General features: G+C 70.7%; 11 protein-coding genes. 4 read left to right on the top strand and 7 right to left on the bottom strand.

Annotation, left to right across the window (positions count from 1 at the left end; translation table 11 throughout):
• Position 1: 1 nt before the first annotated feature.
• The 3 genes from EZE58_RS14220 to EZE58_RS14210 all read right to left on the bottom strand — a co-directional run bounded on the left by EZE58_RS14220 (position 2) and on the right by EZE58_RS14210 (position 4725).
• Positions 2–1276 (bottom strand): CBS domain-containing protein, encoded by a 1275-nt coding sequence (locus tag EZE58_RS14220; RefSeq protein WP_009375210.1) that lies wholly within the window; start codon positions 1274–1276, stop codon positions 2–4.
• An 873-nt stretch (positions 1277–2149) separates the two neighbouring features.
• Positions 2150–3214, bottom strand: a complete 1065-nt coding sequence (locus tag EZE58_RS14215; protein ID WP_167560777.1) for a P1 family peptidase — start codon at positions 3212–3214, stop codon at positions 2150–2152.
• Positions 3211–4725 (bottom strand): aminopeptidase P family protein, encoded by a 1515-nt coding sequence (locus EZE58_RS14210; protein ID WP_063250937.1) that lies wholly within the window; start codon positions 4723–4725, stop codon positions 3211–3213. Before EZE58_RS14210 ends, EZE58_RS14215 begins: the two co-directional genes overlap by 4 nt.
• An 81-nt stretch (positions 4726–4806) precedes the next feature.
• Here EZE58_RS14210 and EZE58_RS14205 point away from each other — a divergent pair, with 81 nt between their 5' ends.
• A complete protein-coding gene (locus tag EZE58_RS14205) occupies positions 4807–5664 on the top strand; it encodes a PHP domain-containing protein (RefSeq protein WP_009375223.1) in 858 nt (285 codons plus the stop codon).
• A 301-nt stretch (positions 5665–5965) separates the two neighbouring features.
• Here the strand turns inward: EZE58_RS14205 and EZE58_RS14200 are convergent, their stop codons facing one another.
• Complete coding sequence (locus tag EZE58_RS14200; protein WP_009375224.1) at positions 5966–7477, bottom strand: DEAD/DEAH box helicase; 1512 nt, start codon at positions 7475–7477, stop codon at positions 5966–5968.
• A 61-nt stretch (positions 7478–7538) separates the two neighbouring features.
• On the opposite strand from EZE58_RS14200, the gene EZE58_RS14195 reads away from it, so the two are divergent.
• Positions 7539–8171 carry a ferritin-like fold-containing protein gene (locus tag EZE58_RS14195; protein ID WP_040340951.1) on the top strand — a complete coding sequence of 211 codons (633 nt, stop codon included), beginning with the start codon at positions 7539–7541 and terminating at the stop codon, positions 8169–8171.
• A 273-nt stretch (positions 8172–8444) separates the two neighbouring features.
• Here the strand turns inward: EZE58_RS14195 and EZE58_RS14190 are convergent, their stop codons facing one another.
• Together EZE58_RS14190 and EZE58_RS14185 are read right to left on the bottom strand one after the other, a co-directional pair.
• Positions 8445–8669: a DUF3107 domain-containing protein gene (locus tag EZE58_RS14190; RefSeq protein ID WP_009375226.1), complete on the bottom strand. Its 225-nt coding sequence runs from the start codon at positions 8667–8669 to the stop codon at positions 8445–8447.
• Between the two features lie 221 nt (positions 8670–8890).
• The gene (locus tag EZE58_RS14185) at positions 8891–9490 is read right to left on the bottom strand and encodes a TetR/AcrR family transcriptional regulator (RefSeq protein WP_040340952.1); all 600 of its coding nucleotides are present in this window, start codon (positions 9488–9490) and stop codon (positions 8891–8893) included.
• 75 nt (positions 9491–9565) lie between these two features.
• Between EZE58_RS14185 and EZE58_RS14180 the strand changes: the two genes are divergently transcribed.
• Positions 9566–12877, top strand: coding sequence for a PD-(D/E)XK nuclease family protein (locus EZE58_RS14180; protein WP_009375228.1), 3312 nt, complete (start codon positions 9566–9568; stop codon positions 12875–12877).
• Positions 12877–16077: an ATP-dependent DNA helicase gene (locus EZE58_RS14175; RefSeq protein WP_009375230.1), complete on the top strand. Its 3201-nt coding sequence runs from the start codon at positions 12877–12879 to the stop codon at positions 16075–16077. The genes EZE58_RS14180 and EZE58_RS14175 overlap by 1 nt, the downstream gene beginning before the upstream one ends.
• A gap of 120 nt (positions 16078–16197) precedes the next feature.
• On the opposite strand, the gene EZE58_RS14170 is transcribed toward EZE58_RS14175, so the two are convergent.
• Positions 16198–17454 carry a phosphotransferase gene (locus EZE58_RS14170; RefSeq protein ID WP_009375232.1) on the bottom strand — a complete coding sequence of 419 codons (1257 nt, stop codon included), beginning with the start codon at positions 17452–17454 and terminating at the stop codon, positions 16198–16200.
• Positions 17455–17465: the final 11 nt, after the last annotated feature.

Raw genomic sequence — 17465 nt, 5'->3', positions numbered from 1 at the left:
GTTACCCCCTCCTGTGGTCATCGCGGCCGGTCGTGCGCCAGTCCTCGGGCAGCAGCTCGTCGAGGACGTCGTCGACGGTGACGACGCCGATGAGTCGGTCGTTGTCGTCGGTGATCGGCACCGACACCAGATTGTACGCCGCGAGCAGCTTCGTCACCTCGGCCAGCGATGTGTCCGGGGGCATCGCGTCGACTTCGGTGTCGAGCATGATACCGACCGCCTCGTGCGGGGGATGGCGCAGCATCTCCTGGATGTGGACGATGCCCAGGAACTTCCCCGTCGGCGTCTCGATGGGCTGGCGGCAGACGAAGACAGCGGCGGCGAGCGCGGCCGGCAGATCCTCCCGACGGACGTGGGCGAGCGCCTCGGCGACGGTCGTCTCCGGGGTGAGGATGACCGGCTCGGTCGTCATCAGACCACCCGCAGTGTGCTCATCGTAGGAGAGCAGCGTGCGGACGTCCTCGGCGTCGTCGGGCTCCATGAGGGTGAGGAACCGTTCGGCCTGCTCATCGGTGAGCTCGCCGAGGAGGTCGGCCGCGTCGTCGGGCTCCATCTCCTCGAGCACGGTGACCGCGCGCTCGGTGTCGAGCGCGGAGAGGAGCTCGACCTGCGTCTCATCCGGCAGCTCCTCGATGACGTCGGCGAGGCGTTCGTCGTCGAGGGCCCGGGCGACCTGGAGGCGGCGTTCGGGGGTCATCTCGAAGAGGACGTCGGCGAGGTCGGCGGGCTTCGTGTCCTGGTAGGCCGCGATGAGCTGGGTGGCCTCCTGGTCCTGGGCGGAGTCGGCGGGGTGGTCGGCATCCGACCACGAGATCTGCATCGTCTCGCCGCGGCGGCGGAAGGCGGAGAAGGCCGTGCGCTCCTGGACGCGACGGACGAAGAGCCGGGTGACCTCCCAGTCGCGGTTGACCTGCTGCTCGATGCCGACGTCCTCGATCTGGACGGGGGAGTCGTCCTCCCGCAGGCGCAGACGACGGTCGAGAAGGTCGTTGACGACGAGCGTCTCCGAGCGGCGCTGTTCGAACCGGCGCATGTTCACCAGTCCCGTGGTGATGACCTGCCCGGCGTCGATCGAGGTGACCCGGCCCATGGGGACGAAGACGCGGCGGCGTCCGGGGACCTCGACGACGAGGCCGATGACGCGCGGGAACTGGCGCATCGTCGTGCGGTAGACGACGACGACGTCGCGGACACGACCCACCTGATCCCCGAGCGGGTCGAAGACCGGAGCGGAGATGAGGCGGGCGACGAAGACGCGTTTCGAGGAGCCACTCATGGACCCAAGCCTACTTCGTGACCCGGCACCGCTCAGCGTCGTCCGCATCACGTTCTCTGCGCCAAGTCCTCTTGTCGATCGCTCGACCCTGGACGAGGGCTGCACGAAGCACGCCCCGCGTCTGCGCTCCGGCACCCTGGGGCCCTGCGGCAACCCCGCGGGCGCGGAGCAACCCCGCGGGCGCCCATCGCGCGCTCCCGAGGAGGATCCGGGTCGATTCCGGGCCCGATTTCGAACTCGATCCTCCTCGCAGGGTTAGTCGCTCCACACTTCGCAGTCGGGTAGCAACCCTCCGGGCGCCCGGCAGCCCTGCGGGCGCGCGGCAACCCTGTAGGCGCACAGCAACCCAGCGGTTGCGCGGCGCGTGTCCCTGAGGAGGATCCGGGTCGATTCTGGGCCCGATTTCGAACTCGATCCTCCTCGGCGAGGTGGTGCGGGTGAAGGCTCGCGGACTGCATCGCCGTTCTGGCGGTAGCGTTGCGGTCACGCGGCAACCGTTCCGGACGCAGCTCAAGTCCCTGAGGAGGATCCGGGTCGATTCTGGGCTCGATGTCGAACTCGATCCTCCTCGGCGAGGCGGCCCGGGTGAAGGTCCGCCGACTGTCCCGACGGTTTGGAGGCGGCAGCGTTGCGGTCGGGTGTCAACCGTTCCGGAGGCGCGGCTCGTGTCCCTGAGGAGGATCCGGGTCGATTCTGGGCCCGATGTCGAACTCGATCCTCCTCGGCGAGGCGGCCCGGGTGAAGGTCCGACGACTGCACCGGCGGTTTGGAAGCGGCAGCGGGCGATCGCCGAAGAGGTCGGCCGACGGTCGGTCGGACAGGCAGTGCGCCCCTGGGCCGACGCCCGCCGGCCGAGCGGCCCCGGCGGGGCTGCTATGGGAGGTCCGCGAACGCCGCCGTGAAGTCCGGGGCGATGTCGACGAGAGTCGGCGGCTGCTCCCACGCCGGGGCGAGCGGGGAGGCACTCGTGAGAGCGTCGAGGACGGCGAGGGTGACGGCGTCGGCGGCTGCCGCGGTGATCTCGACGACCGCGGGCAGCGCCTCGGCGGGGTCCTCAGGCAGCGCCCGGGCCCCGGTGGCGACGGCGAAGACGGTGTCCCCGTCGATGAGGGTGTGGGAGGGACGCACCGCACGAGCGATGCCGGGGTGGCCGCCGGCCGCAAGCGCTGTGACCTGGGCGCGGTCGAGTCGGGCGTCCGTGGCGATGATCGCCAACGTCGTGTTCTGCGCCGAGAGGGGCGCCTCGAGATCGGGGACGGGCAGGCTCGGCAGCGGCGGCAGATCCCAACCGACGGCCTCGAGCAGGGGACCGGCCCACAGGGTCCCCGCCTCGGTGCCGATCGTCCCGAAGGGATTCGCGACGACGAGGGCGGAGACCATGTACCCGGCAGACAGCCGGATGCTCACCGAACCGAGCGAGCTGCGCAGGGTCTGAGCGCCGGCGCGGGCGCCGATGCCGACACCGACGCTGCCCCTGACCGGGGTCGTCGGCGCCTCCTCGGTGAGCGCCGCGAACGCAGCCTGGGCCGCGGCAGCGCCCTCGGCAGCCGTCGGCGGGGCGACCGGGCCGGCCCCGTGGCCGAGGTCGAAGATCGCTGCGGCGGGGACGAGCGGGATGACGGTGCCCGGCAGGCGTGGTGCGGGGAAGCCGCGCCCCGCCTCGGCGAGGGCATCGGAGACCCCCGCGACGGAGCGCAGACCGATCGCCGACCCTCCCGTGAGCACGAGGGCATCGGCCCCGGACCCGTGCGCGGTGGGGGAGAGGACGTCGGTCTCATGGGTGGCCGGGCCCCCGCCCCGGACGTCGACGCCGACGGTCGAGCCCGCGGGCGGGAGGACGACGCTGACCCCGGTGAGCCGATCGCGGGTGAGCGTCCCGGCGTGTCCGAGGGCGAGCCCCGGCACGTCGAGGATGCCGCGCCCGCGGGTCGGGGTCATCGTCCCTGGACCCAGGCTTCCACCTCGGCGCGGGTGCGCGGGAAGTCGGCGGAGAGGTTCTCGACTCCGTCGGCGGTGACGAGGACGTCGTCCTCGATGCGCACGCCGATGCCGCGGAACTCCTCGGGCACGAGGAGGTCGTCGGCCTTGAAGTAGAGACCGGGTTCGATCGTGAAGACCATGCCGGGTTCGATGACGGCGTCGAGGTACATCTCCGCACGGGCCTGCGCGCAGTCGTGGACGTCGAGGCCGAGGTGGTGGCTGGTGCCGTGGACCATCCACCGGCGGTGCTGCTGGCCCTCGGGCGAGAGCGACTCCTCGGCGGACACGGGCAGGAGGCCGAACTCCTCGAGGCGGTGGGCGATGACCTTCATCGCGGCCTCGTGGACCTCGCGGAAGCGCACGGGGCGGTCGACGTGCTCGGCGGCGACGGCGAAGGCGGCGTCGGAGGCCTCGAGCACGGCGTCGTAGATCTTCGCCTGCACCTCGGTGAAGGTGCCGGACACCGGCAGGGTGCGGGTGATGTCGGCGGTGTAGAGGGAGTCGGCTTCGGCACCGGCGTCGACGAGGACGAGGTCGCCCTCGGAGACGACTCCGTCGTTGCGGATCCAGTGCAGGGTGCACGCATGGTTGCCCGAGGCGGCGATCGTGTCGTAGCCGATGCCGTTGCCGTCGCTGCGGGCGGCGGTCTCGAACGCGGTCTCGATGACCCGCTCACCGCGGCGGTGGGCGACGGCGGCCGGCAGGGAGGCGACGACGTTGTCGAAGCCGGCGCGGGTGATCGCGACGGCCTCGCGCATCTGGTCGATCTCGTGGTCGTCCTTGATCAGGCGCAGCTCCGAGAGCATCTGCGCGAGCTCCGCATCCCCGGCCTCGGAGGTCTCGAGGTCGGCCTGGACCTGGGTGCGGGCGGTGTCGATGACGGAGTCGATGCGAGTGTCGGCCGAGCGCAGGAGGCGCACGGAGATGGCACCGAGGTCCTTCGTGATCGCATCGTCGACGGTCGCCGAGGATTCGGTGGCGATCCCGGTCATCGTCCGCATCGCCTCGAGGTCGGCGCGCGGTCCCACCCAGTACTCGCCGTAGCGGGCGTCGGAGAAGAACTCCTCGGTGTCGGCACCGGCGCGGGGGCGGAAGTAGAGGGTGACGCTGTGCTCATCGCCCTCGGGTTCGAAGACGAGGACGGCGTCGGGTTCGGAGTCGGTCTCGAGTCCGGTGAGGTGGATGAACGCGGAGTGGGCACGGAACCGGTAGTCGGTGTCGTTCGAGCGGACCTTGAGTGAACCGGCGGGGATGACGAGGCGCTCACCGGGGAACGCGGCGGAGACCTTGGCGCGGCGCTCAGGCGTGAATCCGGCGGCGGCGAGGGCGTCGGCGTCGAGCGGGGTGCGGTCCCAGCCGGAGGCGACGAAATCCCGGAAGGCGCGGGAGTTCGGACGGTGCGAGCGGTTGTTGACGCGGTCGGTCAGAGGCTGGTCGGTATCAGTGCTGGTGGCGCTGTGCTCAGTCATGTCTCCATTCTAGGCACGGGGGCGGCGCCGGCCTTCAGGCGCGGAGCAGCACCGGCTCGGGAAGTCGATAGACTGGGGCTCATGGTCATCGATCTCCATGCGCACACGGCGTTCTCGGACGGGACACAGAGCCCGTCCGAACTCGTTTCCGAAGCCTCGATGGAAGGCATCGACGTCGTCGGCATCACCGATCATGACACCACCGCCGGATGGGCCCCCGCCGAGGAGGCCGCCCGCGTGTACGGACTCGGCCTCGTCCGCGGGATGGAGATCTCCTGCCGCCACGAAGGAGTGAGCGTCCACCTGCTCTCCTACCTCCACGACCCCTACGACACGGGCCTGGCCAGCGTCGTCGAGGAGACGCGCCGTTCGCGCCTCGACCGCACCCACCTCATCATCGACCGCCTCGCCGAGGACTATCCGATCGACATGGACGCCGTGCTCTCCGTCGCCGGTGAGGATGCGACGATCGGGCGCCCCCACATCGCCGACGCACTCGTCGCCGCCGGCATCGTCGAGACCCGGTCGGAGGCGTTCGCCTCGATCCTCTCCAGCCACGGGAAGTACCACGTCACCCTGCCGACGATCGACCCGATCACCGCGATCCGCCTCATCGCCGAGGCGGGAGGGGTCTCCGTCTTCGCCCACCCCAGGGCGGCGATGCGCGGACTCGTCGTCTCCGATGCCGCGATGCGCGAGTTCATCGCCGCCGGTCTCGACGGCCTCGAAGTCGACCACCGGGACAACCCGCCGAACGAACGCGAGGTCATGCGGCGTCTCGCCCACGACAACGACCTCATCGTCACCGGCTCCTCGGACTATCACGGCACCGGAAAGCCCAACCGCCTCGGCGAGCATTCGACGTCCGATCACATGCTCGCGAAACTCCTCGACCGGGCCGCCGCCCGCCCCGGAGGAGTCGAGTTCATCCAAGGGTGAGAGGGGCGGGCCGCGCGCGGCCGCTCACTCAAGCCGGAGCGCGCTTTGCAGACGTTCCTCGCTTCGATATGTGCTGTCCGGCTTGAGCGAGCGCGGCAGACGCGGCTCGAGCGAGCGCCGTATGCACAGGCGCAACGCCCCGCCGCGAGTGGATCGCAGCGGGGCGTTGTCCGCGGGCACGGGTGATCGGTCGCCCTTCGCCGAGGCGGGACGCTGGCTCCTTACGGCGTAGGGGCCGACGGCGCAGGGCCCTTCGGCGCGGCGGTCCACACGGCGCTGGGGTCCTACAGCGCGGGTGCCGTTACTCGGCGTTCGTGTCCGAGGCCTCGGACCTGCTGGCTCGGCCGACCGGCTTGCCGCCGCGGGTGCGGCGACGCTCCCGGTTGCGGCGCGGCTTGCGCGGAGCGTCCGAGTCGCCATCGCCGCTGCGACGGGAGTCGGAGGAACCGCCCCGACGGCCTTCGGACGAGCCGCCGCGGCGTGAATCGGACGAGCCGGAACCGCCGCCTCGGCGACCACCGGACGACCCACGACCCCGTGAGCGCTTCTCCTCGCCGGTGTTGTCCGTGCTCTCCCCGTGCTTGTGGGGGAGACGGCCCTTCGTCCCCTTGGGGATGCCGAGGTCGGTGAAGAAGTGCGGCGAGGTCGAGTACGTCTCCGCGGGTTCGTCGTGGTCGAGGCCGAGGGCCTTGTTGATCAGGCGCCAGCGGGGCATGTCGTCCCAGTCGACGAGGGTGACGGCGACGCCGGAGTTGCCGGCGCGACCGGTGCGGCCGATCCGGTGGACGTAGGTCTTCTCGTCCTCGGGCGACTGGAAGTTGACGACATGGGTGACGTCGTCGATGTCGATGCCGCGGGCGGCGACATCGGTGGCGACGAGGACGTCGACGGTGCCGTCGCGGAAGGACTTGAGCGCCTTCTCCCGCTGCGCCTGACCGAGGTCGCCGTGCAGCGCGCGGACGGCGAACCCGCGGTCGGACAGCTCCGCGGCGAGCTTGTCGGCGGTGCGCTTCGTGCGGGTGAAGATGATGGTCCGGCCCCGGCCCTCGGCCTGGAGGAGGCGGGCGACGAGTTCGCTCTTGTCCATCGCGTGCGCGCGGTAGACGTACTGCGTCGTGTTCTTGCCGGTGAGCGAGAGGTCCTCGTTGTCATGCGCCCTGATGTGGGTGGGTCGGTTCATGTACCGACGGGCGAGCGTGATGACGGCCCCGGGCATCGTCGCGGAGAAGAGCATCGTCTGCCGGTTCGCGGGCACGGCGGCGATGATGCGCTCGACGTCGGGGAGGAAGCCGAGGTCGAGCATCTCGTCGGCCTCATCGAGGACGACGGTGCGGACCTTGTTGAGCCTGAGCACCTTGCGGCCGTAGAGGTCGAGGAGGCGACCGGGGGTGCCGACGACGACGTCGACGCCGGCCTTGAGCGCGTTGATCTGGGGCTCGAACTCCTTGCCGCCGTAGATCGTGACGACGTCGATGCTGCGCTGGCTCGACGCGGTGACGAGGTCCTGGGCGACCTGCTTGGCGAGCTCGCGCGTGGGGACGACGACGAGCGCCTGCGGCAGCCGCGTGTCTCCCTCGGCGGTCTCACCGCCGGGCTCGTCCTTGCCCGTGACCCGCTGGAGCAGGGGGATGCCGAAGCCGAGGGTCTTGCCCGTGCCGGTCTTCGCCTGCCCGATGATGTCGGCGCCGGAGAGCGCGACGGGCAGGGTCATCGCCTGGATGGGGAAGGGATGGGTGATGCCGGCAGCGGCGAGCGATGCCACGATCGGTCCGGAGACCCCCAACTCAGCGAAATCGGCGTCTGTCTCCGCCATGTCTCAAACTCCTTTTGGCGCCTTCGCGCTCGTCATGGTGGCGAACCGGTACTCTTGACCTATGCCCGATTCTGCCCCACTGGCCAGTACTGATGCTGCAACGCTCGCGCTGGTCGCGTACGGTGAGCTCACCGCCTTCGAGAGAATGGCGACGAACGCGTCCACGGCCTCCGAACTCGATGACACGGTGGCTCTGTCCCGGTTGGCATCGCATTCATTCTCGCACTTCGAAGAGCTCTCGGCGCGCATCAGTGACTCGGGCCAGGATGTGATCGAGCTCTGCCGGCTCTTCGAGCCGACGTTCTCGGTGCTCGCTGAGAGGACTCGTCCCCGTGACTGGTACGAGAGCCTCATGAAGGGCTTCGTCTTCGACGGGATCATGAACGACTTCTATCGCATGGCGGCCGACAAGCTCGATGAGCCCGGGCACAGCCTGGCAATTGCTGTTCTCGATGATACACGTGCCGCTGACTACGTCCGCAATCGGCTGACCGCCGACGTCGCCGAGGACACCCAGCTCGCCTCCCGGCTCGCCCTCTGGGGTCGCAAACTCGTCGCCGAGACCCTCGGCCGTGCCCGCCAGATGCTCACCGACCCGGTCCTCGACATCGACGAGGCCGTCATCGTCGAGGCGATCCCCGCCGTCACCGCGAACCATTCGCGCCGGATGTCGGCCCTCGGCCTCGTCGCGTAGGGGTTCGACAGGCTCCGGCGCGGCGGTTGGTCTGCCGGTGCGGGGGAACCCCTCGCCGAGGTGGTCGACCCCACTTCGCGGTCGTGACCGCTTCCTCGATTCCGTCCCCTCGCCGAGGCTGCGGGAAGGCGTCTCGCGACACAGCGCAGCGGGCCCGGACGCAGAGCTGGTGCCCTCAGTCTGGTGCCCTCGATCCGATGCCCAGAAGACAGAGGCGGGGCCCGGTCATCCGGACCGGGCCCCGCCTCGTCGCGTCTGTGCGCGTGTGTCCGCTCAGGCGGCGCCGAAGCCGACGCGGCGGGTGGCCTCGGTGCCGAGTTCGACGTAGCCGAGCGCGGTCGAGGGGACGAAGACCTGACGGCCCTTCGTGTCGGTGAAGGTGAGGAGCGCCTCTGACTCGACGGCCTCCTGGATGCGCTTGGCGAGGTCGGTGGCGGATTCGTCCGTGTCGAGGACGATCTCGCGCTGGGACTGGCGGACGCCGATCTTGATTTCCATGGTTCTCCTTGTGGCGTTGATGGTCGTGCTCAGCTTAACGTCCGGGCTGCGCTCGCTCTTCCCGCCCACGCTCGGCTCTCAGCGAACGGCGGGCCGTGCCGCCTCGGCGAACGGCACCCCCGGATCCACCCGCCTCGGCGGGGTGTCCTCGGATCCACCTGCCCCGGCGGGCGAGACCCTACGATCCACCCGCCTCGGCGGGCGGGAGAGTCGGGTCCGTCTCACCGGACGGTCGTGGCGAATGAGCTCAGCCCGCCCCAGCTCATCTGGGTGAGCAGGTCGACAGCGGCGGCGATGTCGATCTCCTGGGTCGACTCGATCTGCTTGATGACGACCTCTGCGGTGCCGATGAGGGTGCGGCAGAGGAGGTCCGCCTCGGCGTCGTCGAGGTCGGTGAAGCTCTGCAGGGCGGAGACGATGCGGGCCACGGTGCCCTCGCGCATCGCCCGCACCCGCTCCTGGGCTGCCGGCTCGTAGACGTCGGAGTTGAAGAGGATGACGAACTCCTCGCGGTGGGAGATCGCGAAGTCGAAGTAGGCGCGGTAGGTCGCGCGGATCCGCTCGTGCGGGTCGGTCGTCGAGTTGAGCGCCTGCTCGACCCGACCGGCGAGGTGGCCGGCTGAATCGTCGATGAGCGCAAGGTAGAGGTCCTGCTTCGAGGCGAAGTGCTGGTAGAGGACGGGTTTGGACACGCCGGCCTCCTCGGCGATCGTGTCCATCGACGTCGTGCGGTAGCCGCGGCCGGCGAAGACCGCACGCGCGACTCCGACCAACTGGTCGCGTCGCTGTTCACGGGGCATTCTCTGCTGCGGACTCGGCATTCTCCAATGCTACGCGAAGTCGCGTCGCCGACCGGGTCGGATCGTCGTGTCAGCCCCGCATGATGGAATACGGATATGGACGATCTCACCTCGACGCTCACCGGCTCCCTGCTCAGACAGGGGTCCCTTGCCGTCATCGGCAGGCCGGGGACGGGCAAGACGTCGCTGCTCGCCGACGTCTACGGACGCCTCGTCACGTCGATCGATCCCTCTTCGGTCCTCGTCCTCAGCCCTGACCGCGACCACGCCGACGTCCTGCGCAACACCCTGCCCGTCCCGCGGGAGGCCGTCCTGCGCGCCGCGCCTGCCCGGAGCATCTCCTCCTTCGCCTATGGGATCGTCCGCGCCGCCCATGCGACGCGGACGGGGGAGGACCTCGAGTTCGTCTCCGGTGCCGACCAGGACGTCTTCCTCGCCGACCTCCTCGCCGGTCATGAGGCCGGCCGCGGTCGGATGCCCGCATGGCCGACCGACATCACCGCCGAGGTGCGGGCCACCTCCGCCTTCCGCACCGAGATCCGCGACGCCCTCAACCGGGTCATGGAGTTCGACTTCGGTGTGCGCACCCCCGCACCGACCCGGGACGGGGAGTACGTCTTCGATGCCGGGCTGAGCGCCCTGGACCGGGTCCTCGCGGTCCGTCCCGACCCCCGCTGGGCGGCGCTCTCCCGCATCCTCGAGGAGTACCTCGGGATCATGAGCATGCCCGGGTACGGGGGGATCGATTCGGCGACCGTGCTCGCCCGCTCGGCGTTCGAAGTCCTCCGCGAACCCGCCGAGGTGACCGCGGGCAGGCCGTGGTCGTTCGCTCCCGACCGGGTGCCCTCCGTCGTCCTCGCCGACGGGGTGCAGGACTTCCCCGCCGCGAGCTGGGGTCTGCTCGAGCAGCTGCGGCTGCGCGGGTCCGCGCTCGCGCTCTTCGGCGCGCCCGAGACCGTCACCGGCCGCTTCCACGGTGCCGACGCATCGGTCCTCGACCGCGCGGCGGCCGCGGCCGACTTCACGACGGTCGTGCTCGAGGACCCGTACGGCGCCGAGGCGGCGCTGACCGCGATCTGCGACGATTTCGGCGCCCGCATCACCACCCGGTGGGGGCTCGGGCACATGCCCCGGCCGGGTGCCGGCACGGACACGGCCTCGAGCGGTGACGCTGCGGGCACCACTGCCGAGCCGGGTCCGGAACCCGGGCCGGGGGAGACTCCGCGGCCGGCGGGTGCGGACGGGTCCGGCGTCGGTGCGGGTGCGGATGCTCGGGACGCCGCCGGTGTGGGCTTGAGCGTGCCGGCCGATCCGCCGGTCGAAGCGCACGTGTTCGCGAGCGCGGCGTCCGAGCACCGCTACCTGGCCCGGCGCATCGCCGAGTTCGTCGCGGACGGCAGCGCGCACTCCGACGTCGCCGTCATCTGCCGCAACGCCTCGACGGCGCGGGTGATGGCCGGAGAGCTGCAGGCGGCGGGCACTCCCACGGCGACGATCGTCCAACCGCTCAACGTCGACCCGGCGACCGCGCCCCTGCTCGAACTGCTCACCGTCGCCCCCGGACTCGGCGACGACGAGACGCTGACGACGGCGGCGCTGACACTGGCCGGCAGCGTCTACGTCCGCCTCGACGCCGTGGCGATCCGCCGCTTCCGGCGCCTCGTCCGCACCCGGTTCCCCGCCGCCGACAGCACTGCCTCGCTCGCCTTGGCCCTGCGCAGCGACGAACTCGCCCCGGAGATCCCCGGCCTCGACACGCTCTCGCGGATGCTCAGGGCGGCTGGGGAGAACGCCGATGCGGATCCGCACACCGCGCTGTGGGCGATCTGGGAGGCCGCGGGCGTGTCCGAACGCTGGCAGTCCGAGGCGCTGCGCGATCCCGACGGCCAGGCGGGCGCACACCTCGACTCCGTACTCCGCCTCTTCACCCTTGCCGAGAAGATCTCCGACCGTGGCGGGTTCACCGCCCGCTCGTTCGCCGGCATCGTCGCCGAACAGGACATCGCCCAGGACTCTCTGGCCAGGACCGCGGGGTTCGCCGACCACGTCCGAGTCGGGACGCCTGCCTCCCTCGCGCACGTGCGCGTTCCGCTCGTCATCATCGCCGAGGTCGACGAAGGAGTGTGGCCGAACCCGAAGCTGCGCGGCGGCATGCTCGGTCTCAGCGACCTCGTCGCGGTCCTCGCGGGCGAGGATCCGGTCACCGTCGACCCCGGCTACCACGCCTACGCGAAGCGCACGAACCTCCGGGAGGAGGCCGAGCTCTTCTACACCGCGCTCACCCGAGCCTCCCACCGCGTCATCGTCACCGCACTGTCGGATTCGGAGTCCTCGCCCTCGGCGTTCTTCGACGTCATCGCCGCAGCCACCCGGCAGGGAACGGCCGCCGGCGACGGGTACGCGATCACCGATGAGGACGAACTGCCCCCGCTCGGGCTCGACGAGATCGCCGCCCTGTCCCGGGCGCACCTACTCACCGCCGCGCGGGAGAGCGACGGCGACCCCGATGCCCAGACCATCGAGTGGGCCCGGCTCGCGGCGGCACTGGCGGGCGCCGAGGCGCAGATGCCGGGTCCCGAGGCATGGCGGGAGGCCGAGGACCTCACCTCCTTCACCCCGCTCTTCGACGCCGAGGACACCGTGGCGATCTCGCCCTCGCAGGTCGAGACGTTCTCCGACTGCTCCCTGCGGTGGTTCCTCACCCGCCACGGAGGCGACCGCGGGGCGACGACCGCGCAGAGCATCGGCACCATCCTCCATGCCGCGGCCGAACACCACCCCGAGGGGCCGCCGTCGCAGATCCGAGAGTTCGTCGACCGTGAGTTCGCGGCCCTCGAGTTCGACACCGACTGGGAGCGCGAACGCGAGCACGCGACGGCCATGGCCATGGTCGACCGCCTCGGCGAGTACATCGAGAACTCACCCGGCGACGTCCTCGGCGTCGAAGCCCGCGTCTATGCGACCGGTGTCGACGACCGCGGACAGGAGTGGAAGGTCACGGGCCGACTCGACCGTGTCGAAGAGGTCGCCGGCGGCGTCCGGATCGTCGACTTCAAGACCGGCAAGGCCGTGCCCGCCGGCGCCGATATGCCCAGGCACCCGCAGCTCGGCGTCTACCAGGAGGCCGTCGACTCCGGAGTCCTCGAACTCCCCGACGGATCGAGGGTCGATGCCCGCTCGGCGGGTGCCGAACTCGTCTTCCTCCGCCGCACCGCCGGGACGGCACGGCACCAGGATGCGGTGAGCGCCGACGAGGATCCGCAGTGGGCCCGGGCGCTCATCGGGCAGGTCTCGGAGGGGATGCGTGCCGCCCACTTCCCGGCTCGAGTCGACCCGCCGAAGTGCCAGTCCTGCCCTGTCCGCTCCTCGTGCCCGGCGATCGGGCCGCACATGCTGGAGGACGACTGATGAGATTCAGCGCCGACGACCTCGCCCGCCTCACCGCCGCCGATCCCGCCCGGGCCTTCGGGCCGAGCCCTGAGCAGCGGGAGATCATCGAAGCCGATCCGGCACTGTCGATGAAGGTCACCGCGGGTGCCGGATCGGGCAAGACGACCGTGATCTCCCAGCGCGTCGTGTGGCTCGTGGCCAACGGCTTCGTCGCCCCCGAGGAGATCCTCGGACTCACCTTCACCCGGAAGGCGGTGGGGGAGCTCGGCAGCCGGATCCGGGTGCTGCTCTCCCGCCTGCGGCACAGCCTCGGCGAAGGGACGACACCGAGCCTGCCGGGACTCGACTATCCGACCGTGTCGACGTACAACTCGTACGCCGCTGCGATCGTGTCCGAACACGGGGCGAGCATCGGCATCGAACCCGAGACCGTGCTCCTCGACGAGGCGGCCGCGCACACGATCGCCGGAGAAGTGCTCGACGCGGCCCTTCCCGATGAGATTCCCGGCAGCTACGCGAGGGACACGATGATCGCCGACATCATCGCCTTCGCCGGAGCGATGAACGACCACGGCCGCGATGTCGAGGAGGTCACTGACTACCTCGACGCCTGCCTGGCCGCCCTCATGTCGTCGAAGGGAAAACCCGTCGACCCGAACGGCCGTCGTCGGAAGCTCGAGGAGAAGAAGCGGATCGCCGGCCTCGCCGGAGAGTACATGGCCGCGAAGCGACGGCACCTGGCGATGGACTTCTCCGATCAGGTCCGCTTCGCCCAGCGGATCGTCGACGAGGTTCCGCAGGCGCTGGCCGCCGAACGTGCACGCTGGAAGATCATCCTCCTCGACGAATTCCAGGACACCTCGGTCGCCCAGCTCACCCTGCTCTCGACGCTGTTCAAACGCAGCGCGGTGACCGCGGTCGGCGACCCGCGGCAGGCGATCTACGGGTGGCGCGGGGCCAGCGCGGACAACATGATCCGCTTCGAGACCGACTTCACCGACGTCCGGCCGCTGACCCTGAGCACGAGTTGGCGCAACGACGGCACCATCCTCACCGTGGCCAATCGGGTCGCCGACGGGCTCACGGGCTCACGGGAGACTCCGCTGACCACCAGGCCCGGCGCCGGTCCCGGCGAGGTCGTCGTCGATGTGTCCTCCGGGGCCCACGACGAGGAGTTCCTCACCGTCGGCATGCGCTCGCTCACCGAATGGGTCGCGGGACTGCCGGCGGGCTCGTCGACGGCGGTGCTCTGCCGCAAACGCGCGCATTTCGCGCCGGTGAGCGCCGCCCTCGAGGCGGCTGGGTTCGCCGTCCACGTCCACGGCTCCTCGGGGCTGCTCACCGACCCGTACGTCGCTGACCTGCGGGCGGTGCTCTCCGCTGCGGTCGACCCGATGGCCGGCGACGAGCTCATGCGCCTCCTCAGCGGCCGCCTCCTCGGTCTCGGGGCCTCCGACATCGCCGCGCTGTCCTCCTTCACCCGCCGCCAGGCGCAGCGGCGCCACGATGCCGACGCGCGCGAAGCCCGGGCCGGCGCTGAGGGTGCGGCCGACGCCGACGGCGCCCTGGCCGCGGCCGGTGACTCGGGACGTGTCGGCGAGGGCACCGCGGAGGCTGTGCCCGAGTCCATCGACGTGCCGACGATCGTCGAAGGACTCGACGAGCTCATCGACGTTCCCGCGGGCCGGGAGACCGGCCTGAGCCAGCCGGCGCGCGAGCGTCTCGTCCGCTTCGCCCGCGCCCTGCGAACGGTGCGCTCGGGATCCGGGACCGTGACCTCGGTGCTGCGGACCGCGCTGCGCGAGACCGGCATCGACTCCGACATCTGGGGGCTGAGCGACGCGTTGCGACGCGTCCATCGGCAGGCGATCGACGCGTTCCTCTCCGCGGCAGCACAGTATTCGGCGTCGGTCGAGCGGCCATCGGTGCCCGGGTTCCTGCAGTGGCTCTCCCTCATGGAGGTCAAGGACGCGCTGAGCGCGGCCGAACCGACGGTCGCCCCTGGGGCGATCAACGTCATGACCGTCCATGCGTCGAAGGGTCTCGAGTTCGATGCCGTGGCCGTTCCCTCACTGGTCGTCAAGGACTTCCCGACCGAACCCCGGGACAGAGAGGGGTGGATGGGCCGCACCTCTCTGCCCTATCCGCTGCGCGGGGATCGTGCCCACCTCGTCGACTACGACCTGCGGGGCGCGGAGTTCGAGACGAAGAAGGCCCTCGACGAATGGGTGAACGAGTTCATCAGGCCGGCCGTGGCCGACGCCCACGAGCAGGAGGAGCGGCGACTGGCCTACGTCGCGTTCACCCGCGCGAAGCACCACCTGTGGCTCGGTGCCGAGCTCATGGGCTCCCGATCGACCCCCGACGAGCTCTCCCCGTTCCTCACCGAGGCCATCGAGGCGGCGGGCCTTGACACGGAGATCCCGGAGCCGGCTGAGGAGTCGGCGGTCGATCGGATCGAGACGAGCATCTGGCCGGTGCCTCGTGATGAGCGCGTCGCCGTCGCGCAGCGGGCAGGGGAGTGGGTCGAGAGCGCGGCGGGAGCGGACCTCGCTGCACTCGCACGCGGTGATTCGCAGGTCGCCGTCCTCGCTCGCAGAGCCCAGCGGATCCTCGCCCATCGCGCCCCTGCGACCGACGGCAGGCTGCCCGATCGGCTCTCGGCGACCGACCTCGTCTCGTGGCGGAGGGACCCCGAATCGTTCCGCACCAGCACTCTGCGACCGGTTCCGGAGCCGCCGAGCCGGGCCGCCGAGATCGGGACGAGCTTCCATGCCTGGATCGAACGCCGCTTCGGGCAGGCGAGCATCGAGGTCGATGACACCGACTCCGGCCGCGCCCGGGACACCGCTGTGCTCGAGCGGCTGCAGGAGACGTTCCTCGCGTCCTCGTTCGCGTCCCGCCGGGCGGCGGAGATCGAGATGTCCTTCGAACTCGTCCTCGGGCGGTTCCGGGTTCCCGGGAAGATCGACGCCGTGTTCATCACCGGCGACCACGCCGAGGTCGTCGACTGGAAGACGGCGAAGAAGCCGAACGCAGAGGCGCTCGAGGTGATGAAATGGCAGCTCGCGCTCTACCGGTTCGCCGTCCAGCGGGTGCATCCGGAGGTCACGGAGGTGACGGGGACGTTCTACTTCGTCGGCAGCGACGAGGTCGTCAGCTTCACCGACCTGCCCGAAGAGGAGGAGGTCATCGCATGGCTTGAGGCCCACGACTGATCTGCAGTCGTCGAAGCCGCGGCACCCGGCCGGGAGAAGTCGCCGGCTTCGGAAGGAGCCGGGCTCAAGGGGAAGCGAAGGCGGCGGCGACCCACGTCGGGCCGGGGCCGGCCGTGGTGTTCAGCGCTCCGGGGATCCCGAGGACTCGGGGCCGTTCTCGGCGGCGCCTGCCGATCGGCTTCCGGACGCGCCGTCCCCGGCCGATGTGCGCCCGGAGGTGCCGCCGCCGGGCGACGCGTGCCCGGAGCCGCCGGGCGACGCGTGCTCCGACACGCGTGCACCGGCTGAGCCACGGTCGGCACCGGCTGAGCCACGGTCGGCACCGGATGGCGACGAACGTCGGACGCCGCCGTCGGAGGTGCCGTGATCGTCAGCCGACTCCTCGGTGGCGGAGGTGACGTTCGACCCCTGGGCGACGTCGTCGGAGGACACCGGCGCGGTGGGCACGTCGGAGCCGTCGGGACGCAGCAGCACCTGGTCGAAGGAGGTGAGCAGGTCCGCGGCATCGGCGATCGCCTCGTCGTCACCGGACTCGACGGCTTCGAGCAGCCAGTCGAGCACGGCGAACTCGGCGAGCAGCTCGGCGCGGGTGACGATGTGGTCATCGGCGCGGGGCCGTGAGCTGCGGTACTCGGTGAAGAACGTCGGAACCGCTGCGGGATCGATGAGCGCCGAGGCGGCTGCGAGGTCGATCGCGGGATCGGCCACCCGCATCCGACCGATGTCGGCGAGGGCGAGCACGCGTTCCTCGTCGGTGTAGACGTTGGACTCGTCGAGGGCGCCGTGGATCGGGGTGGCGAGGAAATGCCAGAGGGCGACCTTCTCGAACTCCTCCTCCCAATGCTGGAGGAGCGTCGCAGGCACGCGCCCGGTCGCCGCAGCCTGGTCGAGGCGCTCGAGGATCTGGAACTGGAAGCGCGAGGGCTCCTCGACGGGGAAGCCCGCATCGGAGATCGGCTCGGGGGCGGCGGAGTGGATGGTCGCGAGCGTCTGCGCCAGCGAGCTCGCTCGGGCCACGTCGGCGATCGGCTCATCACCCACCGGGGCTCCCGGCAGGGGATCGGAGAGGGTCACTGTGACCGGCGAGTCGGTGCCGAACACCTTCTCCTCGACCTCGGTGATCGCCCGCAGGTGCGGCCAGGTGAAGTCGGCGTGCGGGTAGGCGGTCTCGTAGATGCGCGCCGCCTCGGCGGTCGATCCCGCATCGGCGGAACGGTCGATGCGCAGGTGCGCGGCGGCGACGTAGTCGGTCTCCCCGTCGGAGATGAGAATCCTCACTCCCGCATCGAGCGGCGGGAGGGATGTCCATGTCGTCGGGGAGAAATCGTCGAGCATCGTCGCTGCGACTGCTGCCAACTTGAGCGCCTTCGTATCCACCTTCCCCAATG

Origin of the sequence: Brevibacterium sp. LS14 (assembly GCF_012027885.1) — a bacterium.
Taxonomy (GTDB): Bacteria; Actinomycetota; Actinomycetes; order Actinomycetales; family Brevibacteriaceae; genus Brevibacterium; species Brevibacterium casei.
The sequence above is the reverse complement of the archived record's forward strand: the minus strand, read 5'-3'. Positions and strand labels throughout refer to the sequence as shown.